The sequence below is a fragment of the Cellulosimicrobium cellulans genome, assembly GCF_042723955.1.
Lineage (GTDB): Bacteria > Actinomycetota > Actinomycetes > Actinomycetales > Cellulomonadaceae > Cellulosimicrobium > Cellulosimicrobium cellulans_H.
In genome coordinates, this window is the sequence record NZ_JBHXIC010000008.1 from 35309 (window position 1) to 56183 (window position 20875).

The 20875-nt window shown below is 75.8% G+C and carries 22 protein-coding genes; 9 read left to right on the plus strand and 13 right to left on the minus strand.

Features of this window, described 5'->3' with window-relative positions:
- From ACFWH7_RS03985 to ACFWH7_RS04000, 4 genes are all read right to left on the minus strand, one after another.
- On the minus strand, positions 1-785 hold a 785-nt coding region (locus ACFWH7_RS03985), incomplete at its 3' end, for a glycosyltransferase family 2 protein (RefSeq protein WP_378215143.1).
- A complete protein-coding gene (locus ACFWH7_RS03990; RefSeq protein WP_378215144.1) occupies positions 782-1384 on the minus strand; it encodes a hypothetical protein in 603 nt (200 codons plus the stop codon). The genes ACFWH7_RS03985 and ACFWH7_RS03990, both read right to left, overlap by 4 nt.
- A 78-nt stretch (positions 1385-1462) precedes the next feature.
- Positions 1463-2047 carry a maleylpyruvate isomerase mycothiol-dependent enzyme family protein gene (locus ACFWH7_RS03995; protein WP_378215145.1) on the minus strand — a complete coding sequence of 195 codons (585 nt, stop codon included), beginning with the start codon at positions 2045-2047 and terminating at the stop codon, positions 1463-1465.
- A 90-nt stretch (positions 2048-2137) separates the two neighbouring features.
- Positions 2138-2728 carry a TetR/AcrR family transcriptional regulator gene (locus ACFWH7_RS04000; protein ID WP_378215146.1) on the minus strand — a complete coding sequence of 197 codons (591 nt, stop codon included), beginning with the start codon at positions 2726-2728 and terminating at the stop codon, positions 2138-2140.
- Positions 2729-2790: 62 nt separating this feature from the next.
- Here ACFWH7_RS04000 and ACFWH7_RS04005 point away from each other — a divergent pair, with 62 nt between their 5' ends.
- On the plus strand, positions 2791-3645 hold the full coding sequence (locus tag ACFWH7_RS04005; protein WP_378215148.1) for an SDR family oxidoreductase: 855 nt from the start codon (positions 2791-2793) through the stop codon (positions 3643-3645).
- 22 nt (positions 3646-3667) lie between these two features.
- On the opposite strand, the gene ACFWH7_RS04010 is transcribed toward ACFWH7_RS04005, so the two are convergent.
- Genes ACFWH7_RS04010 through ACFWH7_RS04020 form a run of 3 tightly spaced genes read right to left on the minus strand, consistent with a single transcriptional unit; the run spans position 3668 to position 5652 of the window.
- Positions 3668-4483, minus strand: a complete 816-nt coding sequence (locus tag ACFWH7_RS04010; protein WP_378215149.1) for a MerR family transcriptional regulator — start codon at positions 4481-4483, stop codon at positions 3668-3670.
- Between the two features lie 32 nt (positions 4484-4515).
- Positions 4516-5022 (minus strand): VOC family protein, encoded by a 507-nt coding sequence (locus tag ACFWH7_RS04015; protein ID WP_378215150.1) that lies wholly within the window; start codon positions 5020-5022, stop codon positions 4516-4518.
- 33 nt (positions 5023-5055) lie between these two features.
- The gene (locus ACFWH7_RS04020; protein WP_378215151.1) at positions 5056-5652 is read right to left on the minus strand and encodes a GNAT family N-acetyltransferase; all 597 of its coding nucleotides are present in this window, start codon (positions 5650-5652) and stop codon (positions 5056-5058) included.
- A 143-nt stretch (positions 5653-5795) separates the two neighbouring features.
- Here ACFWH7_RS04020 and ACFWH7_RS04025 point away from each other — a divergent pair, with 143 nt between their 5' ends.
- Together ACFWH7_RS04025 and ACFWH7_RS04030 are read left to right on the plus strand one after the other, a co-directional pair.
- The gene (locus tag ACFWH7_RS04025) at positions 5796-6554 is read left to right on the plus strand and encodes an SDR family oxidoreductase (protein WP_378215152.1); all 759 of its coding nucleotides are present in this window, start codon (positions 5796-5798) and stop codon (positions 6552-6554) included.
- 93 nt (positions 6555-6647) lie between these two features.
- Entirely contained in the window at positions 6648-8963 is a 2316-nt protein-coding gene (locus tag ACFWH7_RS04030; protein WP_378215153.1) for an ATP-binding protein, read from the plus strand.
- Here the strand turns inward: ACFWH7_RS04030 and ACFWH7_RS04035 are convergent.
- Positions 8935-9654 (minus strand): alpha/beta fold hydrolase, encoded by a 720-nt coding sequence (locus ACFWH7_RS04035; protein WP_378215154.1) that lies wholly within the window; start codon positions 9652-9654, stop codon positions 8935-8937. The genes ACFWH7_RS04030 and ACFWH7_RS04035 overlap by 29 nt on opposite strands.
- 75 nt (positions 9655-9729) lie before the next feature.
- Complete coding sequence (locus tag ACFWH7_RS04040) at positions 9730-10680, minus strand: alpha/beta hydrolase (protein ID WP_378215155.1); 951 nt, start codon at positions 10678-10680, stop codon at positions 9730-9732.
- Positions 10681-11075: 395 nt separating this feature from the next.
- On the opposite strand from ACFWH7_RS04040, the gene ACFWH7_RS04045 reads away from it, so the two are divergent.
- The 3 genes from ACFWH7_RS04045 to ACFWH7_RS04055 are packed head-to-tail and all read left to right on the plus strand — an operon-like array spanning position 11076 to position 12955.
- Entirely contained in the window at positions 11076-11954 is an 879-nt protein-coding gene (locus ACFWH7_RS04045) for an RNA polymerase sigma-70 factor (protein WP_378215156.1), read from the plus strand.
- A gap of 7 nt (positions 11955-11961) precedes the next feature.
- The gene (locus ACFWH7_RS04050; RefSeq protein WP_378215158.1) at positions 11962-12366 is read left to right on the plus strand and encodes a sigma-70 family RNA polymerase sigma factor family protein; all 405 of its coding nucleotides are present in this window, start codon (positions 11962-11964) and stop codon (positions 12364-12366) included.
- Between the two features lie 49 nt (positions 12367-12415).
- Positions 12416-12955 (plus strand): hypothetical protein, encoded by a 540-nt coding sequence (locus ACFWH7_RS04055; RefSeq protein WP_378215159.1) that lies wholly within the window; start codon positions 12416-12418, stop codon positions 12953-12955.
- Positions 12956-12961: 6 nt separating this feature from the next.
- On the opposite strand, the gene ACFWH7_RS04060 is transcribed toward ACFWH7_RS04055, so the two are convergent.
- The 3 genes from ACFWH7_RS04060 to ACFWH7_RS04070 all read right to left on the minus strand — a co-directional run bounded on the left by ACFWH7_RS04060 (position 12962) and on the right by ACFWH7_RS04070 (position 16617).
- Positions 12962-13756, minus strand: coding sequence for a hypothetical protein (locus tag ACFWH7_RS04060; protein WP_378215160.1), 795 nt, complete (start codon positions 13754-13756; stop codon positions 12962-12964).
- A gap of 113 nt (positions 13757-13869) precedes the next feature.
- The gene (locus ACFWH7_RS04065; RefSeq protein WP_378215162.1) at positions 13870-15483 is read right to left on the minus strand and encodes an ABC-F family ATP-binding cassette domain-containing protein; all 1614 of its coding nucleotides are present in this window, start codon (positions 15481-15483) and stop codon (positions 13870-13872) included.
- Between the two features lie 240 nt (positions 15484-15723).
- On the minus strand, positions 15724-16617 hold the full coding sequence (locus tag ACFWH7_RS04070; protein WP_378215164.1) for a LysR family transcriptional regulator: 894 nt from the start codon (positions 16615-16617) through the stop codon (positions 15724-15726).
- Positions 16618-16710: 93 nt separating this feature from the next.
- Here ACFWH7_RS04070 and ACFWH7_RS04075 point away from each other — a divergent pair, with 93 nt between their 5' ends.
- The 3 genes from ACFWH7_RS04075 (at position 16711) to ACFWH7_RS04085 (ending at position 20426) form a co-directional block, all read left to right on the plus strand.
- The gene (locus ACFWH7_RS04075; protein WP_378215165.1) at positions 16711-17964 is read left to right on the plus strand and encodes an MFS transporter; all 1254 of its coding nucleotides are present in this window, start codon (positions 16711-16713) and stop codon (positions 17962-17964) included.
- A gap of 121 nt (positions 17965-18085) precedes the next feature.
- A complete protein-coding gene (locus ACFWH7_RS04080; RefSeq protein WP_378215166.1) occupies positions 18086-19756 on the plus strand; it encodes a pectate lyase family protein in 1671 nt (556 codons plus the stop codon).
- 211 nt (positions 19757-19967) lie between these two features.
- The gene (locus tag ACFWH7_RS04085; protein WP_378215167.1) at positions 19968-20426 is read left to right on the plus strand and encodes a hypothetical protein; all 459 of its coding nucleotides are present in this window, start codon (positions 19968-19970) and stop codon (positions 20424-20426) included.
- 13 nt (positions 20427-20439) lie between these two features.
- Here the strand turns inward: ACFWH7_RS04085 and ACFWH7_RS04090 are convergent, their stop codons facing one another.
- A complete protein-coding gene (locus ACFWH7_RS04090; RefSeq protein WP_378215168.1) occupies positions 20440-20805 on the minus strand; it encodes a nuclear transport factor 2 family protein in 366 nt (121 codons plus the stop codon).
- Positions 20806-20875 lie beyond the last annotated feature (70 nt).

The window sequence follows — 20875 nt, forward strand, 5'->3', positions numbered from 1 at the left end:
GGGGGCCCCCCGCCGCCCCGCCCCCCGGGCGCCCCCCCGCCCGGCGCCCCGGCCGCCCGCCCCCGCCGCGCCCGCCCGCGCCCCGCGCCCCCCCCCCCCGACCAGTTGACGCGCAGCGTGCGCCACGCGCGGTCGAGTCGCCGCGCCCGCTGGCGTCGCCCCCGCAGCGACCGCGCCGAGACGCCGACGCGCCACGACCGGACGAGCACGGTGCGCCGCCGTGGCCCGAGGCGGAAGGAGAGGTCCAGGTCGTCGTGCACCTCCGGGTCGTCGCGCACGACGACGTCGCGCACCGCAGCCCAGGCCGTGCGGCGCAGCGCCATGCACGATCCCCAGAGCGCAGTGTGCCCGAGCGCGAGGTGGCACAGGACGTAGTACGCCCCGAGGTAGGCGACGGCGGCGGCCGTGCGCGCGCCGCGCGGCAGGTCGTCGAACGTCCCGGTGCCGGTCATGGCGTCGAGCGACGGGTCGGCGGCCATGCGGTCCACGACTCGCTGGACCCAACCGGGGTCCGGGCGCGAGTCGGCGTCGAGCCGGGCGATGACGTCGCCGCGCGCCGCGTCGTACCCGGCGGCGGCCGCCGCGGGGATGCCCACGCGCTCCTCGCACACCACGACCGCGCCCCAGCGCCGCGCGACGTGCGCCGAGTCGTCGCTCGAGGCGTTGTCGACGACCACGACTTCGATCGGCGCGACCGTCTGCCGGGACAGCAGGGCGAGGCACTCGTCGAGCGCCTCGGCGTCGTCCCGGACCGGCACGACGACGGAGACCGTGGGGCGGGTCACGGCGTCGCTCCGGGCCGGCGGCTCCTGGGCAGGAGGGTCCCCGCGACGACGGCGCCGAGCAGCCCGGCGGCGAGGTCGGTCACGGTGTCGCCGTAGCCGACGCCGATGCGGTCGTCGAGGTACGTGTACCCGGCCCACTCGCCGAGCTCCCACAGGACCGCGAGCACCGCGCCCAGGCCGGAGACGACGACGAGGGAGCCCGCGCGGGCGCGTCCGGGACGCAGGGTGCCCGGGTCGGCGAGCATGCCCGTGCGCAGCAGCGCGACGTACGCGACGGCGGCGATGAGGCCCGTGCAGGCGGCGTGGACGGGGAGGTCGAGCCACGGCACGGCGCGGTACCACTCGAGCTGGGCGGCCCAGGCCGAGGCGAGCAGGGTGGCGCTGTACGCGACGTCCAGGGGAGCGGTGAGGCCGAGCGCACGCGGCACCATCGTCCCGCCCAGCACGAGCAGGAAGAGCGCCACAGCGACGCCGTCGAGCCCCACGGCGATCACGAGGCTCGCCGCGGCCGCGGCGCGCACCACGTCGCCCGGGACGAGCCCGGCGCGCGCGTGGACGGCGCTCGTTGGGGCCGCCCCGGGGGCGGAGGTGCCGGGCATCGACGACTCCTCGGACGGTGGTGCGGGAGGGTCACAGCCTCTCCCCGGAGCGGGTCGCTCGCACGCCCGCCGACCACCTCAGGGGGCGGCGTGCCACTGCCAGTCGGCCTGGGACGGCAGGCCCGCGAGCTCGAGGCGGTGCGTCGCCCAGCGCAGCGCGTCCCAGGGGTCCACGCCCGTGACCTGGTGCGCGACGTGCGGGAACATCCGCGCGAGCACCCGAGCGCAGACGCCCCGCGGCGGGTCGACCGCGACTCCCAGGCCGCGGGCGACGTCGTCGCCGTGCACCAGCACCTCGACGCAGCCCATGCCTGCGAAGCCCTCCGGGTCGGCGACGCCGCTCGGGTGGAACGCGCGCGCGTCAGGACCGCTCGCGCGGAGGACCGCCGAGAGGACCCCGGACCCCGTGAGCGCCATCTCGAGGACCCCGTCCGCGGGCGCGTCCTCGTCCGCCACGGCCATGAACCGAACGAAGCGCGAGGTGGGGCGCGCGACGAGCTGGGCGGCGAACGACACGAGCGTGTCGCCGAGGTGCTCGGCGGTGTGCCAGGCGTCCCACGTCCCCGTCCCCGGGGCACCGGTCCAGCTCCGCGAGGCGACGGGGCCCAGCGCCCGGGCCACGCTGGCGGTCGCGGCGTCGAGGTCGTCTGCGGTCACGGGCATGCGGGGGCTCCGTCCGGTCGGGGTGCGACGTCCCGGCGTGCGACGGCGCTCGGGGCGACCGTAGCCAGAGGCACCGACAAGCCGGTCGGCTCAGTCCCGGAAGCCGACGAGCGCGGCGTCCAGCGCCGCGAGCATCCCGTCGCGCAGGGCCGCGGGATCGTCGGTCTCCTGGGCGAGGACCTGCCCCGCGGCCCCGACCGCGCCCACCGCGGCGCCGACCATCGGTGCGACGTCGCGCAGCGGGCTCCGCGTCCCGCGCGCGACGCGGTCGGCGAGCCCGGCGACGAGCGTCGCGAGCCGGAGGGTGAGCGAGGCGGGCACGCGGCCGCTCCCACCCAGGGCCGCGCGAGCACGCGCCTGGGCGACCAGGGCGTCGTCCGAGGTCGCGGCGTCGACGAGCGCCCGCACCGCGGCGTCGACCCGGGCGGCGGCCGACGGTGCCCGCGACTCCTCCGCGACGCGCCAGGCGAGCTCCGTGAACCCGTGCACGTGGTCGAAGAGGAGGTCCTCCTTGGTGGGGAAGTGCAGGTAGAACGTCCGCTCCGAGACGTTGGCGGCACGTGCGACCTCCGCCACGGTCGTCCCGGCGAAACCCTGAGCCTCGACGAGGCGCGCGGCGCTGACCAGGATCGCCTCGTGGGTGCGCCGTCGCCGGACGTCGTGGCCGTTCTCGCTCGTCACGCGAGGAGCCTAGCCGTGTCTCGGAGATTATGCAGATCTGTAGTTTGTGGCAGGGTGGGTCCATGGAGCACACACGCCACCCGCGTCGCTACGTCGTCACCGGAGCGGACTCCGGCCTCGGACGGGAGGTTGCCCGGCTGCTCGCGCGGACGGCCGACGTCGTCGCGTGCGGGGTGGGCGCGGGCGTCGACGTCCGCGCCGACCTCACGACCCCGGAGGGCCGCGCCGCGCTGGTCGAGCAGGTCCGTCGGCGGACGGACGACCGGCTCGACGCCGTCGTCGCGGTCGCGGGGTCCGGCGCCCCGCGACCGGAGACCGTCGCCCTGAACTACTTCGGCACGGTCGAGGTGCTCGACGGCCTCCGGCCCGCGCTCGCCGCGACCTCGGCACCGGCGGCCGTCGTCGTGTCGTCCTCCTCGACCCTCCACCGGGGCAGCGGGGCTATGGTCCGCGCCTGCGCGCGCGGGGACGAGGCGCGGGCTCTCGCAACCGCCCGGCACCTGGTCCGGACGCGGCGCGGGAGCCAGCTCTACCGGTCGAGCAAGACCGCGCTGAACCACTGGGTGCGGACCACGGCCGTGCGACAGGAGTGGGCCGGTGCGGGGATCGTCCTCAACGCCGTCGCGCCGGGCATCGTCGCGACCGAGATCGTGCTGGCCACGTGGGAGCGCGACCGGGCGCTCCTCGAGACCGCGCTCCCGCAGCCGCTCGGCGCCCCCGGCCCGGTCGAGCCGGTCGCGCGCCTGCTCGCCCACCTGGCCTCCGCGGAGAACCGCTCGACGACGGGGCAGGTCGTGTACTGCGACGGCGGGACGGACGCGCTGGTGCGCGGCACCCGACCGCAGCGGACCTACCTGCGCTACGGCGTCCGCGACCTCGTCGCCATGTGGCGCGCGGCGAGGTCGCGCGCGGCGTAGCCGGCGTCGAGGGCCGGTCTCCTCAGTCCCACGTGGCCGTGGCCGGGTCCACGCCGCGCGAGCGCGCGTTCGCATCGACCGCGGCGCGGAGCCAGGTGGCCAGGTCGGGGGCGAGCCCGTCGTAGTGCGCGCGGAAGCCGTCGTCCTCCACGAACCGCCGGGCCAGGCACACGTGCCGCGCGGGCGTGCAGTCGAAGTGCGTGCCGATCGAGGCGCGGTGGCGCTCGGCCAGCGCGAGCCCGCGCACCGACGATGGCTCGACACCCTCGCGGCACGCGGTCGCGAGGTCGGCCTCGAGCGCGGCGACGCCGTCGGCGAGGTCCTGCCAGTCGTCGAGCGTCCGCTCGGCGGACCGCTCCGCGTACTGCGCCCACTGCGGGGTGTCGCCCCAGCGCTCGCGCGCCTCGGCGGGCCACGCGGGATCCCACGTCCGACCGAACAGCGCGACCTGTTCCGCGGGGGTGAGCAGCAGACCGCGTTCCCGGGCGTCGAGGAGCCGGTCGAGCGCGTGCGCGGTCCGCTCCATGCGCGCGATCCGTTCGCCGAGCAGCACCCGGTGGCGGCGCAGCACGTCGACCGCGTCGTCACCGGGCGCGTCGAGCAGCTCGGGGATGTCCTCGAGCGAGACGTCGAGCTCGCGGTACGCCACCACGCGGCGCAGGCGCGCGAGGTCGGCCGGCGAGTACAGCCGGTAGCCCGCGCCGGTGCGCTCCGACGGCCTGACGAGCCCCACCGCGTCCCAGTGGTGCAGCGTCCGCACGGTGACCCCGACGGTCCGGGCGGCGTCCCCGACGGTGAGCGCGTCGGCGACGCGGTGGGGCGCGTGATCGGTGGTCACGCGCCCCAGTGTCGCCCGGACGGCACCCGGTGTCATGCGCCGGGTGCCTCGATCCCGATGTCGTGGAGGAAGCGCGCGGCGTCGCTCTCGGGGTCGTACGGCCGCGCCGCGGTCATGACGACGCGCGTGTTCTCGGGCGTGCGGACCTCGACCTCGAGGGAGCCCCACGGCGTCTCCCGGGGGCCGGTCGTGCACCCGGGGGAGACGTCCTCGCACGCGGCGACGATCGCGTCGAGCTGCGACAGGACGCACGAGAAGCTCACGGTGAGCGCGTTCGGTTCCCCAGCGGGCGTGCCCGGGACGAGCAGGACGTCCTGGAACGCCCAGCGGCGCAGGTGCACGACGCCGCCCGGGACGGAGAACAGGTCGAAGAACCCGAGCCCCCGGGTCCAGAGGGCGACGGACGCGGTGAGGTCCGCCGTCGGGATCGTGACGAACTGCGGCATGCCGTAGATGCCGCGGAACGGCTCGGGGGCGACGGCGTCGGGACCCGGTACGGGGACGGGGGACAGGTCGAAGGCGGGGAACGTGTCGGTCATGCGGCCAGCGTGGGGCCTGACGTCGCGTCAGGGTCAAGCACCCGAGCGCCGCTCGTCGGCCAGCAGCGCGTACGTGACGCCGTCGACCCAGCCGAGGTCGCGGTGCAGCGAGTCGCGCACGCCCACGCCCTCGCGCCGCATGCCGACGCGCTCCATGAGCCGCCACGACGGCTCGTTCGCCAGGAACGCGTTCGCGACGACCCGCCGCAGGCCGAGGTCCTCGAAGCACACGCGGAGAAGGCCCTGGACGGCCTCCGTCGCGTACCCGCGCCCCTGGTGCGACGGCGAGAGCGCCCAGCCGATCTCGGCCTCGTCCGGGCGGGGGCGGTCGACGACGTCGCGCTGGCCCCAGCCGTCGCGCACCGCGAGGTAGAGGTCGCCCACAACCTCGCCGTCGTGCTCGACGACGAGCGTCGTCGCGAGCCGGCCGGGATCGGCGTGGTGCTCGCGCCACTCCTCGGCGTCGGTGAACCGCTGCGTGAGCCAGCGGTCCACGGCGGGCAGGCTGCGGTAGGCGAAGAGGGAGTCCGCGTCCTCGGGTCGGGCGCGGCGCAGCACGAGGCGCGGGGTCGTCACGGGCCAGGCGACCCGGTCGAGGGCGTCCGGGCGGACGTCGGTGGTGTCGGCCATGGGCACCACCCTGGCACGCGGGCCACCCGGGGATCGAGCGCATTGCACGGCCGGCGGTCGGCGACGTGTCACACCGCGTGCGCGTGCCCGGTCGAGTGGGGTGACAGGGCGGCACGCGCCGCGCGCACCGACAGGAGGACACCATGAAGATCGTCGTGATCGGCGGTACGGGGCTCATCGGCTCGAAGCTCGTCACCGTGCTGCGGGACCGCGGCCACGAGGCCGTCCCCGCCTCGCCCAACTCGGGCGTCAACACCCTGACAGGGGAGGGCGTCGCGGAGGTGCTCGAGGGCGCGGACGTCGTCGTCGACGTCTCGAACTCGCCCTCGTTCGAGGACCAGGCGGTCCTCGACTTCTTCCGCACCTCGACGGGCACCCTCCTGGCGGCCGAGGAGAAGGCGGGCGTCCGCCACCACGTCGCGCTCTCCGTCGTGGGCACGCAGGGCCTGACCGAGAGCGGGTACTTCCGCGCGAAGATCGCGCAGGAGGAGCTCATCACGGGCTCGCCGGTGCCGTACTCGATCGTGCACGCGACGCAGTTCTTCGAGTTCCTCAAGTCGATCACGGACGGCGCCACGCAGGACGGCGTCGTGCATCTCGCCCCGGTCCTGTTCCAGCCGATCGCCGCCTCCGACGTGGCGGTCGCCGTCGCGGACGTGGTCACCGGGGCGCCGGTCCGCGGGATCGTCGAGATCGCGGGGCCCGAGGTCTTCCGCCTCGACGAGCTCGTGCGGACCACGCTCGCGTCGCTCGACGACCCGCGCGAGGTCGTCGCCGACCCGGAGGCGCGGTACTTCGGCGCACCGCTGTCCGAGGACTCGCTCGTCCCGGGCGAGGGGGCAGTGATCGCGAGCACCCGCCTCGCGGACTGGCGCCAGCAGCAGGCGGTCGCCGCGCGCTAGCACGACCGGACGCGCGCCCCGCGGTCGAACGCCGCGGGGCGCGCGTCCCCGCTCCACCCGAGGACTCCACCCCGAGACGACGGCGAGGCGCGCATGGACACGGAAGCGCTCGGCCCGACGGTGCGCCGGTTCCGGCTCGCCGCCGACCTCACGCTCGAACGGCTCTCGGAGCTGTCGGGCGTGAGCGACCGCACCCTGAGCGACATCGAACGGGGTGCCGCCCTCGGCCCCCAGCACCGGACGATGCTCGCGGTCGTCGACGCGCTCGGCCTCGACGAGGAGGACCGGGCGCTCGTCCTGCGGGCGGCGCGCGAGGGACGGCGCCGGTCCCGCCCCGAGCCCGGGTGGCGGCTGCCGCTGCCGCGCGGGGCCGCCGACTTCACCGGGCGCGAGCACGAGCTCGACCGGGTGACACGCGCGCTGCGGGCGGCCCCGGGGTCGCCCTCGCCCGTCGTGGTGGTCACGGGACCGCCGGGATACGGCAAGACGAGCCTCGCGGTCCGTGCCGCGCAGCGGCTCCAGGGCGAGTTCGACGACCAGCTCTTCCTCGAGCTCGCGGGCACCTCTCCCGACGCGGTCAGTCCCGGAAGCGTCGTCGCGCGGCTCGTCCAGGCGCTCGTCGGGACGGGCACGCGGGGCAGCTCCGACCCGGCCCGGCTGCGCGCTCTCCTCGACGGCCGGCGCGTCCTCGTCGTGCTCGACGACGCGCGCGACGAGGCGCAGGTGCGCGCCGCGCTGCCGTCGGCGGGGCCGGCGGCGGTGCTCGTGACGAGCCGGCGGCACCTCGAAGGGCTCGAGGACGTCGAGCGCGTCGACCTCGAGCGGCTGCGCCCCGACGACTCGCGCGCCCTCCTGGCACGGCTCGTCCCGCAGCAGCAGGCGTCCGCGGACGACCTCGCGCGCCTCGCCGCGCTGTGCGACGACGTCCCGCTCGCCCTGCGCATCGCGGCGAACCGGCTCGCGAGCCGCGCGACGTGGACGGTCGACGCGCTCGCCTCGCGCCTCACGGTCGCCGACCGTCGCCTCGACGCGCTGTCCGCCGGCGACCTCTCGGTGCGCGCCGCGATCGACCTCTCGTTCGACCAGCTCGGGCCGGCGGCGCAGCGGCTGTTCCGGCGCCTCGCTCTCGCCGACGGGCGCGAGGTCGGCACCGGCCTCGCCGCGACGCTCGCGCAGCAACCGGTCTGGACGACCGAGGAGCTGCTCGACGAGCTCGTGTCGCTGAGCCTCGTGCGCCCGGCCGAGCACGACCGGTACGCGCTGCACGACCTGCTGCGCCTCTACGCGCACCGGGCGCTCGAGGACGCCGAGCCGGCCGAGGAGCGCGCCGCCGTGCGGCGGCGCGCGGACGCCTGGCTCCTGCGCACCACGGTGCGGGCCGGGCGCTGGTTCGAGCCGGACGTCCTGGGCGAGGGCTCCGCGGACCCCGCGGACGTCGTCGGCCTGGCGTCGAGCGACGCCGCCCGGGCCTGGCTCGTCGACGAGGCGGCGGCCTGGTTCGCCGCGTTCGAGAGGGCCGCCCGCGGCGGGGAGCACGCCGCCGTGGTCGAGGTCGCAGAGGCCCTGCACTGGTTCTCCGACCTGTGGCCCTTCTGGGGCCACTGGCACGAGGTCTACGGGGCGTCGGCCGCCGCGGCGGCGGCGCTCGGCGACGACGCGCTGCTCGCGACCCACCAGGGCTATCTCGCGTGGGCGGCGGTGCACTGCCAGGGCGACGTGGTCGCGGGCATGGCGGCGGCCCGGAGTGCGCGGGAGGCGGCCGAGCGCGACGGCGACCCCGGCCTGCGCGCCTGGGCGGCCTACTACGTGGGATGGTGCGCGAGCGCCGCCGGCGACCGTGAGCTGTGCGTGGCAGCGTCGGAGGAGGCGGCCGACCTCTTCCGGCGCGCCGGCGACCGCGAAGGACTTCCGCAGGCGCTCTTCCAGCGCTCCCAGGGGCTCGCCGGGCTGGGTCGGGAGGAGGAGGCGATCGCCAACCTGCGCGACGTCGTCGCGCTCGTGCGCGACCCCCGCACCGCCCCGCGCGGGCAGGTCGCCGAGTTCACCGCGCTGCACGCGCTCGGCGCGATCGCGCGCATCAGCCTCGACCGGCAGGACTGGGCGACCACGCGCCGCGTCGCCGCCGAGGCGATCACGGGCTTCCTGGCGCAGGGCGCCCGGCCGTCGGCGGCGCACATGCACGTCTACCGCGCTCAGGCCCGACGCGCCGAGGCCGACCACGCGGGTGCGCGTGCCGACCTGGCGCGCGCCGTCGAGCTCTTCGAGGGCTCGGGCGACGCCGAGGGCCTCGCCGCGGCGCGGGCTGCGGGCGCCCTGGTCCGGGTCGGGGACGACGTCGGCCCCCGTCGCCGGGACGACGGGGGCCGCACCGGTCGGCGCGTCAGGAGACGGCGGCGACCGCGTCCATGATCGTGGCCGCGACCTCCGCGGGGCGCGACACCGACAGGGCGTGCGACCCGCCGGCGACCGCGTTGGTCCCGCGCGACCCGGCGCGCTCGGCCATGAAGCGCTGGAGCTCGGCGGGGATGTTCCGGTCCTCCTCGCCGTAGACGAACCACGACGGGACGTGCCGCCAGGCCGCGTCCGCGCCGGGCAGGCCCTCGCTCAGCGCGAGCTCGGTGACGGGACGCTGCTCGGCGCCCATGACGACCGCGCGCTCGACCGGGACGTCGGCCGCGAACTGCGACGGGAACGCGTCCCCGCGGATCCGCAGCTCGTTGCCCCCGCTCGTGAGCGGGTAGCCGATCAGGGTCTCGCCCAGCGTGCTGCCCGGGAACTTGCCCGAGAGCTGGAGTGCGGACTCCCCGGCGTCGGGCGCGAACGCCCCGACGTAGACGAGGGCCTTGACGGCCTCGTTGTCCGCGGCGGCGCCGGTCACCACGATGCCGCCGTAGGAGTGCCCGACGAGGACGACCGGACGGTCGACCGCCGCGACCACGTCGCGGACGTACGCGGCGTCGCCCGTGACGGAGCGCAGCGGGTTGGCCAGGGCGACGACGTCGACCGACTGCGCGAGGAGGCGCTCGACGACGCCGTCCCAGCTGTCGGAGCCGGCGAACGCGCCGTGGACCAGGAGGACGAGGGGCTGGGTGGTGGACATGGTTCTTCCTTCTCTCGGTGCGGGAGGGGCCGCCCGGCGACCGGACGTCGCGGGCGAGGACCGGGTCGTGACCGGTCAGAGGGTGCCGAGCGCGGTGCGCAGCACGTGGACCGCCTGCTCGACCGCGGCCGTGGTGGCACGCGTCGGGCGCAGCGGGTTGAGCATCATGAAGTCGTGGATCGTGCCGTTGTAGCGCAGGCTCGTCGTCGGGACGCCGGACTGGAGCAGGCGGCGCGCGTACGCCTCGCCCTCGTCGCGCAGCACGTCGTTCTCGTCGACGATCACGAACGCGGGCGGGAGCCCGGCCAGGTCGTCGAGCGAGGCGCGCAGCGGTGACGCCGTGATCTCGGACCGCCGGTCGACGTCGGGCAGGTAGCTGTCCCAGAACCACGCCATGGCCCGGGCCGTGAGGTGCGGGCCGTCCTTGAACTCGCGGTAGCTGGCCGTGTCCTGTGCCGCGTCGGTCACGGGGTAGTAGAGCGACTGGTGGACGAACGTCACGTCCCCCCGCTGCTTGGCGAGCAGCGTGAGCGCGGCGGTCAGGTTCCCGCCCACCGAGTCGCCCGCGACGGCGAGGCGGGCCGCGTCGAGACCGAGGGTGGCGCCCTCGGTCGTGATCCAGCGCGCCGCCGCGTACCCCTGCTCGAGAGCGACGGGGTAGCGGGCCTCGGGGGAGCGGTCGTACTCCACGAACGCCACGGCGGCCCGGGCGCCTACCGCGAGCTCGCGCACCAGGCGGTCGTGCGTGCCGGCGTCGCCGAGCACCCAGCCGCCGCCGTGCATGTACAGCACGACGGGCAGCGTGCCGGTCGTGCCACGGGGCTTGACGACGCGGACCCGGACCGAGCCGTCGCCCGCGGGGACGGTGACCCAGACCTCCTCCACCTGTGCCATCTCGATGAGCTGCGCCTGCAGGTCGTCGAGGACCTTGCGGGCGCGCTCGGGGCCGAGCTCGTCGACGAACGGGGGTGTCGCGACGGCGTCGGCGAACGCCTGCGCCTCCGGTTCCAGGACGGGTTCGCTCATGGTCGTCTCTCCTTCGGTGAGATCGGTCGTCCCCTGCCCCTCCAGCCTCCGGACCGCCGGGGCCGAGCACCACGAAGAACGCACGCAGGACTCGTGCGTGGCGTTCCTCGTGTCACACGCCGGACGCCCGCCCGGTCGAGACGGCAGCAAGGACGACGCGCGTCGGAGGGTCCGGCCGAGTCGTGAGGTAAGAGCGGGAGCACCGGGTTTCAGGCGGCCCTTCGCGGGTACGCGCCAAGCAGATCGCGGCTGGTCCCACCCGCCGCCGGACCCACGCACGGCCCGTTCGTCGTGCCCTTGTCACAGATCCGGACCCTGTCCGGTCGGGTGCACGAGAGCGTCCTGCCGACCGGCAGGGCTTCACGGCGAGGCGAGGGCGGGCGAGGATGTCGGACGTGGACGGACGAGGGACGGACCTGGAGTCGGCGGAGCGGCAGTTCAGCGCGGCACGACGCAGGCTGTTCGGGATCGCGTACCGGATCCTCGGCAGCGCGGCCGAGGCCGACGACGTGCTTCAGGACGCGTGGGTGCGCTGGCAGACGTACGACCGGTCCACCGTGCGCAACCCGGACGCGTTCCTCACGACGACGGTGACCCGCCTCGCGATCAACGTCGCCCAGTCCGCGCGTGTGCGCCGCGAGACGTACATCGGCCCGTGGCTGCCCGAGCCCGTCGACACGAGCGCCGACCCGACGCTCGGCGCCGAGCGCGGCGAGGCGCTCGAGGTCGCGCTGCTCATGCTCCTGGAGAAGCTCACGCCGACCGAGCGTGCGGCGTACGTGCTGCGCGAGGCGTTCGACTACCCGTACGAGCAGATCGCGGAGATCATCGGGCACTCGCAGGCGAGCGTGCGCCAGCTCGTCAGCCGGGCGCGCCGGCACCTCGGCGAGGAGCGGCGTGCGCCCGTCGCCCCCGAGGCCCAGCGCCGTCTGCTCACCGCCTTCGTCGCCGCGGCCAAGGCGGGCGACGTCGCGCTCCTGGAGCAGCTCTTCGCCGAGGACGTGATCTCCTACTCCGACGGCGGGGGAGCGGTCCGCGCGTCGAAGTTCCCGGTCGTCGGGCGCCCGCGCGTCGCGAAGTACCACCACGCGTTCGCCGAGCGCTTCTGGGCGGGCGTCGAGGTCGAGCCCGCCGACGTCAACGGGCACCCGGCCGTCAAGCTCTCGCGCGACGGGGAGTTCTTCGCCGTGCTCACGGTCCGCGCCACGACCGACGGCATCGACCGCGTGCTGTGGATGATGAATCCGCAGAAGCTCGCGGCCGTCTCCGCGTAGGCCCGGCATGCCCCAGCGAGACAGGGCGGGGGCACGGCGCGAGGTCGACCGTGCCGCGCACGACCGCGTCGTCGAGGCGCTCCTGCGCGCGACCGCGGCCGGTGACCGGGACGCCGTGCGCGGACTGCTGGACCCGGCGGCGACCCTGTGGGTCGACGCGGCAGGCAGCGCCGCCGCGACGCCCGGGGTGGTCGAGGGCGTCGACGAGACGGCACGGGCGCTGTGCCGCGTCCTGCGCCCCGGTCCGGGCGTCGAGGTGGCGGCGCGCTCGGTGAACGGTGTCGCGGGCCTCGTGGTACGCCACGAGGGCGTCGTCACCGGCGTCGTGAGCGTCGCGGTGCGGTCGGGCCGGGTCGCCGAGGCGTGGGTCGTGCTCAGCCCGTCCAAGCTCGAACGCTGGAACCGGGACTGACGTCCGGACGGCGCGACGGCGGGTCCGGCGTGGGTCTAGGGTCGCCACCATGACGCTCTACCTCGACGACCGCGACGAGGGCCTGTCTCCCACGACGAGCCACCCCGTGTTCGTGTCCCTCGCTCCCGAGCCGTTCTACGACGAGGGCGAGGACTTCTCGCCGTTCGGCAACGACTCCGGGCACGACGCGCTGCGCGACCTCGAGGAGTGGTACGCGGCCGACGGCCGTGACGACGCGCTGCCCGCGTTCGTCGACGGCCTCCTCGCCGCGTGGGAGCTCGGGGTGCCCGAGGACGTCTGGTCGGCCGGGCGCCAGGCCGCGTCCGACGGGCTCCGCTCCGGCACGCTCGACGAGGCGACGCTCGCGGCGGAAGCCCGGGCGCAGGTCGCGATCGTGCTCGGTCAGCTCAAGATCCGGGGCGGCCTCACGCCGCAGGCCCGCCAGGTGGGTGCGCGGGCGCTCGACGTGCTGGGCGCGCTCAACGACCATGCGCGCGCCGCGAGCCCGGGCTGGCCGCACGCCGACGCGGACGCCGCCGCGACCGCGGCGATGGCCGCCGTCGTCCGGGACGCGCCCGACCTCGTCTGAGGTGCGCTACGACGGCGGAGACGCCCGGTCGTCGTCGGCGCCGCCACCCACGAGCGTCCGCACCCGCTCCCACCGCGCCCGATATCGCGCCCCGAACCGTGCCTGCGCGCGGGCGAGCCGGTGCGGCCGACGCGCGTACCGCCGTCGGGCCCAGAAGGACGACGGCTTGGCCAGGCGGACCGCCCCGACGAACGCCACGACCGGCACGACGATCCCCACCAGGCCCGTCGCGAGCTTGCCCTTGAGGATGCACACGAACGCGAGCGCCAGGTGGACGACGACCGTCATGGTGTAGGTGACCCAGCCGCCCTGCGAGCCGTCGGACGTGACGCCGATCGGCGAGGCGGACAGGAGCAGCGCACCCCCGATCGCGCCGCCCACGAGGATCGCGTCGATCGAGCGCTGGCCCTCCTCGGCCCAGTAGACATCGTCGACGTACAGCCACAGCGCGAACTCGTCCAGCGCGAGCGCGGCCCCCGCCCCGAACAGGAGCGCCAGCACCTCCGACCAGGGGTGGCCGGGGGAGTACCGGAACTCGAGCATGCCGGTGAGCAGCACGAGCAGGATGCCCCACACCTGGTGGTGCACGTGGACGCCCCCGACGGACACGTCGCCCAGGAGTGCGCGCCGCGGCCGTTTGGCCGGGGCCGAGTCGGGCGCGGGAGGCGCCTCCGACCCCCGGCGCGCCCGGATCCGGCGCGTGATGGACCGCACGACGACGAACGTCACCACGAACCCGACGAGCGCGAACAGCGCCGGCGCGCGCCCGGTGTCGACGACATGCTCGGTGTACCAGCCCACGGGTGCACCTCCCGCTGCACGACCCGGCGTCGCGGCGCCGGCCCGTCCCGCGCCCCCGGTCCATCGTCGGTGTCCCGGGGCGCGCCGTCGAGCGGGCGCCCCGGGCGGCGGTCTCAGCGAGCAGGTACGGGCACCTCGCGGAGGGCGCCGTCGGCGTCGAGCTCGAGGACGACGTCGACGCCGAGCCGGGCGAGGAAGCCGTCGTCGTGGCTGACGACGAGCAGCGCGCCGGCGTAGCCGGACAGGGCCTCGACGAGCCGGTCGACGCTGCGCACGTCGAGGTTGTTCGTCGGCTCGTCGAGCACCAGGAGCTGGACGGGCGGGTCCGCCAGCAGGAGCCGCGCGAGCGAGACGCGGAACCGCTCGCCGCCCGACAGCGTCGCGACCGGGCGGTCCACGCTCGACCCGCGCAGCAGCAGGCGCGCGAGCTGGTTGCGGATGGTGCCCGGCGACGCGCCCGGGGCGCCGTCGCGCACGTTGTCGAGCGCGCTCCGGGCGTCGTCGAGCCCGTCGAGGCGCTGGGGGAGGTAGCCGACGCGGTCGGTGAGCAGCGTCCCGCCCGCCCGCCCCGGCTGCGGGGCGCGACCGGAGAGCAGGTTCTCCAGGAGCGTCGTCTTGCCGGTGCCGTTCGCGCCGACGAGCGCCACGCGCTCGGGTCCCTGGACCACGACCGTCCGGTTCGTCCCGCGCAGCTCGGCGAGGCGTCGGCCGCGCGGCACGCCGGGGTCGGGGAGCACGAGGTGGACGTGCTCGTCATCGCGCACGCGCACCGCCGCGGCGTCGAGCGCGTCCTGCGCGGCCTGGACCTTCGCGTCCAGGCCCTGGCGCATCGAGCCGGCGGACACCTGCGCGGCGGACGCGCGCAGGCCCATGGAGATGCGCGACCCCGTGCGGTTCGCCTGCGCGGTGCGCGCGGTGCGCTCGCGGCGTGCGAGCTTGGTCTCGGCCTCGACGCGCTGGCGCTTCTCGGCCCGCAGCGTCTGCTCGGCCGTCCGCGCGGCCTGCGCCGCGGCGGCCTGGTCCGCCTCGAGCCGGTCGCGCCACGCGCTGTACGGGCCGCCGAACGTGCTCAGGCGGCCGGAGTGCAGCTCCGCCGTCTCGTCCATGTGCTCGAGCAGGTCGAGGTCGTGGCTCACGACGACGAGCGTGCCGGGCCAGTCGTCCACGAGCGCCGCGAGCCGCGCGCGCGTTCCCCGGTCGAGGTTGTTCGTCGGCTCGTCGAGCAGCGTGATCGGGCTGCGCCGCACGCGCAGCCCGCTGATCGCGACGAGCATCGCCTCGCCGCCGGACAGCTCGCCGACCCGCCGGTCGAGCCCGACGCCGTCGAGCCCGATCTCGGCGAGCGCCTGGGTGGCGCGTGCCTCGACGTCCCAGTCGTCGCCGACGGCGTCGAAGTGACGCTCGTCCACGTCCCCGGACTCGATGGCACGCAGCGCCGCGAGCGTGCCGTCGATGCCGAGGAGGCGCGCGACGCTCGCGTCCTGGCCGAGGGTCAGGGTCTGGGGCAGGTAGGCGACGTCGCCGCTGGTCGTGACGCGGCCCGACGTCGGGGTGAGCAGGCCGGCGACGAGGCGCAGCAGGGTGGACTTGCCGGCGCCGTTGTCGCCGACGAGGCCCGTGCGGCCGGTGCCGAACGTGCCGCTGAGGTGCGAGAGCGCGACGGTGCCGTCGGGCCACTCGAAGGTGAGGTCGGTCAGGGTCACCGCGGAGCGGTGCAGGGTGGACATGAGGTGCTCCTCGTGCCCGCGGTGGTGCGGGCAGGGTCGTGCCGGGACGGACAGGGCGGCGCGGAGCGGTGCGGCGGGTCCAGGCACGACGAGGCCACGGCGGGGGCCGGGAGAGGGTCGCTCGCGAGGGCTCCGAGACGGAGCCAGGGGCGAGAGGGTGCGCTGGGACGGGCCGCCGACGGCTCGGCGGCTAGAGTCTGTCGACCTCGATGAGCACGTGCCGATGCTACCAGCGTCGGTTCAGCGCGGGGCGGGCTCACCCCCGAGCGCAGCGACGAGCCCGGCCACCAGGGCCGCGGCCGCGGCGCTCGGGTGCGACCGGGTCACGAGCCCGAGCGACCACGCCTCCGGGGCGTCGAGCGGGACCGCGACCGCGCCGTCGGCCGGCTCGTACATGTCGGCCGGCACGACCGCGACCCCAAACCCGGCGGCCACGAACGCGGGTAGGTCCCCGACGTCCGCGACCTCCGTGTCGGCCCGCGGCGCGACGCCCGCGTGCGCGAACGCGCGCTCGGCGACCACGCGGTTGCCGAACCCGCGCGGCGTCGTCACGACGCGCTCGTCCGCGAGGTCGCCGGGCGTGAGCGACCTGGCCCCCGCGAGCGGGTGGCCCGCGGGCAGGACCGCGACGAACGACGAGGACGTGAGCCGCGTGTACCGCAGGCCCGGATGGTCCTGCGGGTCGAGCCCCGTGAACGCGACGTCGACGACCCCGCGGCGCACGTCCTCGCCGAGACCCGTCGAGCCGGCGGGGCTCGGCGTCAGGCGCAGCTCCACGCCCGGGTGGCGCTCGCGGAAGGCCGCGAGCACGCGCGGCAGACCGAGGTAGCCGAGGTTGGTGAAGACGCCGAGGCGGACGGTGCCGCGCACGAGGTGCGGACCGGGCGCGGCGGCGGCGCGCGCCTCGTCGACGGCGTCGAGGACCGCGCGGGCCCGCGGGAGCAGCGCCTCGCCCTGCGAGGTGAGCGCGACGCTGCGCCTGGTGCGCTCGAACAGCCGGGCGCCCAGCTCGGCCTCCAGCGCGCGCACCCCCGCGGACACGCTCGACTGCACCGCGAACACGCGGGCCGCGGCGCGCGTGAAGCTCAGCTCCTCGGCGACGGCGACGAAGTACTCGAGCTGGCGCGTCTCCATGGAGCGAGCCTACCGAATGATCGGTTCTGGCGATCAGAAGTATCGAGACAAGTCGTTGGACACGATCACCGGTCCAGGCGCACGGTGGTGCGCATGACCTCGACCTCGACGCACACCCCGGGCCGCGCACGAACCTCCCGTGGGGCGACCCGGCGGCGTCCGCTCGTCTCGCACGGCTCCGGCTTCCTCGTCGTGGCGCTCGCGTTCGCCACCGCGATGGCGTTCTCGACCGTCCCGACCCCGCTCTACCCGCTGTACCAGGCGCGCGACGGGCTCCCGACGGTCGCCGTGACCGTCGTCTTCGCCGCCTACGCGGTCGGCGTCGCGGCGAGCCTCTACCTCGTCGGTCACCTCAGCGACCGGTTCGGGCGCCGGCGCGTGCTGCTCCTCGGCCTCGGGGCCGAGCTCGTCGCGGCGCTGCTGTTCCTCGCGCTCGACGGGCTGGGCGGGCTCGTGGTCGCGCGCCTCGTCTCCGGTGCGGGGATCGGCGCCGTCACCGCGACGGCGACGGCGCACCTCGCCGAGCTGCGCGCGGTCGCGCGCCCGGACGGCTCGCGCGACGCGAGCGCGGTCGCCGGCCTGGCGAACATCGGCGGCCTCGCGCTCGGCCCGCTCGTCGGCGGGCTGCTGGCCCAGGCCGCACCCGCCCCGCTCACGACGCCGTACGTCGCGTTCGCCGTCCTGCTCGCCGCCGCGGTGCTCGCCGCCGCGCTCGTGCCCGAGACGGTCGCGCCGCCGGTCGGCAGGTACGCGTACCGCCCGCAGCGCGTCGCGGTCCCGCGGTCGGGGCGCGGCACGTTCCTCGCCGCCGCGGCGGCGGCCTTCGCTGGGTTCGCTGTGTTCGGGCTCTTCACGTCCCTCACGCCGAGCGTGCTCTCGACGGTCATGCACGAGGACTCGCGACTGGTCGCGGGACTCGTGTCCGCCGCGGTGTTCGCGTCCGCCGCCCTCGCCCAGCTCGCCTCCGGGCGGCTCGCTCCGGCGCGGCAGGTGGCGCTCGCGGTCGCGCTGACGCTGACGGGGCTCGCCGTCCTCGCCGTGTCGGTCGGGCTCGCGTCCCTGCCGGGCTTCGTCGCCAGCGCGGTCGTCGCGGGGGCGGGCGTCGGCGTCCTCTTCCGCGGCGCCCTCGCGACGGCGGGTTCGCTCGCCGAGCCCCACCGGCGCGGCGAGGTGCTGGCGGGGATCTTCCTCGTCGCTTACGTCGGGCTCGCCGTCCCGGTGCTGCTCCTCGGCCTCTCGCTGACTGTCGAGCCGTTGCGCCTCATGGTCGTCGTGTTCGCCGCCGCGACCGCCGTCCTCGTCGCCCTCGCCGCCCCGGGACTCGCTCGCCCCTCCGTGCGCGCGTGACGTCCGGTCGGCCGCCGCGCGCGGCGAGAGGTCGACGGGGTAGCGCTTTCCGCCCTCCGTGTGCCAGACTCGGCGACGCCGGTGAGAAACCGGTTTCTTGCACCGACGAAGGAGTTGGGTGATGGCAGGACGGTGGGTCAGGGTCCCGTTGGCCGCGGCGGCCGCGGTCGTGATGGCGGTGACGGGGACCGCGCTGACGAGCAGCGCAGCGCCGGACGCCGCGGGAGGGGACGGCGTCGTCCCGGGCGGCCCCGGCGCGGCGGACCTCGGCCGGCAGGTGCTCGGCGCGAACGACGGCTGGGGAGCCGCGAACGGCGGCACCACGGGCGGGAGCGCGGCGAGCGCCGAGCACGTGTACGTCGTCGACACCTGGGACGAGCTGCGCGCCGCGCTGGGCGGTGCGGGCGCGCGGACCGACACGACGCCACGCGTCGTGTACGTCGACGGACGCATCGACGCGTTCGCCGGGACCAGCTGCGAGGCGATCGCCGCGACGGTCCCGGTGGCGGGCAGCGCCACCCCGTTCTCGATGGACGACTACGTCGCCGCCTACGACCCCGCGACGTACGGGTGGGTGGACCCGGCCGGTCCGCTCGAGGACGCGCGCGTGGTCGCCGCCGCGGAGCAGGCGACGCTCACGCTCCAGCACGTGGGGTCGAACGTGACGATCGTCGGCCTGGGCGCGGACGCGCAGGTCGTGGGCGCGAGCCTGCGGATCCGCGACGCGCGGAACGTCATCGTTCGCAACGTCACGTTCTCCGACGCGCGCGACTGCTTCCCCGCGTGGGACCCGGGCGACGGCGACGCCGGCAACTGGAACTCGGCCTACGACAACGTGTCGGTGTGGACGTCGGAGAACGTGTGGGTGGACCACAGCACGTTCGACGACGGCGAGCACCCGCCGTCGTCCCTGCCGACGGTGTTCGGTCGCCCGTACGAGATCCACGACGGGCTGCTCGACATCACGCACGGGTCGGACCACGTGACCGTCTCCTACAACCACTTCTCCGACCACGACAAGACGGCGATCCTCGGGTCCTCGGACAGCCGCACCCAGGACGCGGGCAAGCACAAGGTGACGTACCACCACAACCGGTGGACCGACGTCGGGCAGCGTGCCCCACGCGTGCGGTTCGGCGACGTGCACGTCTACAACGAGCTCTACGAGCAGACGCGCGAGGGCATCTTCCAGTACTACTGGGGCGCGGGCGTCGACTCGAGCATCTACGCGGAGAACAACGCGTTCGAGCTCGCCCCGGGCGTCGACCCAGCGCGGATCATCGGCCGGTACAAGGGCGAGCGGCTGTTCGAGACGGGCTCGACGGTGAACGGCGAGCCCGTCGACCTCCTCGCGGCCTACAACGCCTCGGTGGGGGAGGCGGACCGGCTCGCCGACGAGGCGCGCTGGACGCCGACGCTGCACGGCAGCATCGACCCGACGTGGGCCGTGCCCGCGATCGTGCGGTCGTCCGCGGGCGCGGGTGGTCTCGGCCCGGTCGACGCGCCCGCCTACGACCCGACCGCGACGTACGGCGCGGGCGACGTCGTCGTCCACGACGGCGCGGTGTTCCGCGCCCAGTGGTACGCGCGGGGCACGACGCCGGGCGCGGCGTGGGGTCCGTGGGAGGAGCTCGCCGCCGACGAGCGCGGTGTGCCGGTCTGGACCTCGACGCGCGTGTTCCAAGCGGGTGACGCGGTCGTGCACGGCGGCGCGGTGTGGGTGGCGCAGTGGTGGTCGCGCGGGCAGGAGCCGGGCGCCGGCTCGTGGGGCCCGTTCCGCGCGGTCGGCTGAGAGGCCCGGTCGTCGCCACGACGACCTCGCGGGAAGGACGAGGGGACGGGTCGGCACGGCGCGCTGGGGGCGTCGTGCCGACCGGGCGCTGCGCGCGCTCGGCGTGTCCCTCGACGTCGCGGCGTGCTCGCGGCAGACTCTCGCCGTCAGTCGTCCCCTCAGGAATCGACGTCGGGAGCGTGCGCAGGTGCGAGCGAAGCGGTGGGCAGTGGTGACGGTGGCGTTGCTGGGCGCCGTGGTCCTGGGTGGCTGCGACGGCGACGGTGAGGCCGACGCCGCGCCGCAGGGCTCTCCGGCCGTCGCGGAGGCTGACGCCGCCGCTGCGGACGACACCGCGGAGGATGCTGCCGCCTGCGCCGCCTACGGCGACGTGCTGACGATCCTGGAGAACGCCGACCTCAGCCTGGCCGACGGCCGCATGGACGCGCACGAGCGCGACGGCTGGTACCGGCTGGCGACCCGCGTGCTCGATCGCCTGCCGTCCGACGGTGACAGCGCCGTGCAGACGGCGATCGGTGCGCTGCAGGAGTCCGCGCCGGTCACGTCCGGGGCGCCGGGAGAGTCGATCGGTGTGCACTCCCCGGAGTGGGACGCCGGCGAGAGCGACCTCGGCGACGCGTGCGACGACGTCGGCGCACCGCTGGCCATCACCATGTTCACCGGCGGGTGACGTCGGACGGGGTTCAGGCGGGCTCGGGAGCCGGTGCGAGCGTGGCAGCCAGGACCCGCCAGCCGTCGTCCGCGCGCACCCAGAGGCGCGTGTAGAGCAACCGCGCGGAGACCGCGGCGCCGCCCTGGATCGCCTCCACGGCCGCGACCAGCCGCGTCACCCCGCTCGCGGCGTCCTCCTGGACGTCCAGCGACTCCTCCTCCAGGCGGGTGATCCGTAGGAGACCAGAGCGGTGGCTCTCCAGGTCGTCCTCCTTGGAGAAGGCGGTCCCGTCCGGGCCGATGCCGACGCACCGGGGGTGCAGCAACCCGTCCAGCGCGTCGACGTCACCGGCACGCTGGGCGGCTTGTAGCGCGTGCTCAGCTGCGAGAAGACTCATCGCCCGAGTCTACGGACCGGGGACCCGCCCAGGGGCAGCTCGGGTGAATGCGACTCGTCGCGTGCCACGG

Coding starts and splice junctions, on each gene's coding strand:
- ACFWH7_RS04030 (WP_378215153.1), top strand. CDS start 6,648: ATGGACACGGAAGCGCTCGGCCCGACGGTGCGCCGGTTCCGGCTCGCC.
- ACFWH7_RS04065 (WP_378215162.1), bottom strand. CDS start 15,483: ATGTCCACCCTGCACCGCTCCGCGGTGACCCTGACCGACCTCACCTTC.
- ACFWH7_RS03995 (WP_378215145.1), bottom strand. CDS start 2,047: ATGCCCGTGACCGCAGACGACCTCGACGCCGCGACCGCCAGCGTGGCC.
- ACFWH7_RS04090 (WP_378215168.1), bottom strand. CDS start 20,805: ATGAGTCTTCTCGCAGCTGAGCACGCGCTACAAGCCGCCCAGCGTGCC.
- ACFWH7_RS04055 (WP_378215159.1), top strand. CDS start 12,416: ATGACGCTCTACCTCGACGACCGCGACGAGGGCCTGTCTCCCACGACG.
- ACFWH7_RS04080 (WP_378215166.1), top strand. CDS start 18,086: ATGGCAGGACGGTGGGTCAGGGTCCCGTTGGCCGCGGCGGCCGCGGTC.
- ACFWH7_RS04050 (WP_378215158.1), top strand. CDS start 11,962: ATGCCCCAGCGAGACAGGGCGGGGGCACGGCGCGAGGTCGACCGTGCC.
- ACFWH7_RS04075 (WP_378215165.1), top strand. CDS start 16,711: ATGACCTCGACCTCGACGCACACCCCGGGCCGCGCACGAACCTCCCGT.
- ACFWH7_RS04070 (WP_378215164.1), bottom strand. CDS start 16,617: ATGGAGACGCGCCAGCTCGAGTACTTCGTCGCCGTCGCCGAGGAGCTG.
- ACFWH7_RS04005 (WP_378215148.1), top strand. CDS start 2,791: ATGGAGCACACACGCCACCCGCGTCGCTACGTCGTCACCGGAGCGGAC.
- ACFWH7_RS04025 (WP_378215152.1), top strand. CDS start 5,796: ATGAAGATCGTCGTGATCGGCGGTACGGGGCTCATCGGCTCGAAGCTC.
- ACFWH7_RS04040 (WP_378215155.1), bottom strand. CDS start 10,680: ATGAGCGAACCCGTCCTGGAACCGGAGGCGCAGGCGTTCGCCGACGCC.
- ACFWH7_RS03990 (WP_378215144.1), bottom strand. CDS start 1,384: ATGCCCGGCACCTCCGCCCCCGGGGCGGCCCCAACGAGCGCCGTCCAC.
- ACFWH7_RS04020 (WP_378215151.1), bottom strand. CDS start 5,652: ATGGCCGACACCACCGACGTCCGCCCGGACGCCCTCGACCGGGTCGCC.
- ACFWH7_RS04035 (WP_378215154.1), bottom strand. CDS start 9,654: ATGTCCACCACCCAGCCCCTCGTCCTCCTGGTCCACGGCGCGTTCGCC.
- ACFWH7_RS04015 (WP_378215150.1), bottom strand. CDS start 5,022: ATGACCGACACGTTCCCCGCCTTCGACCTGTCCCCCGTCCCCGTACCG.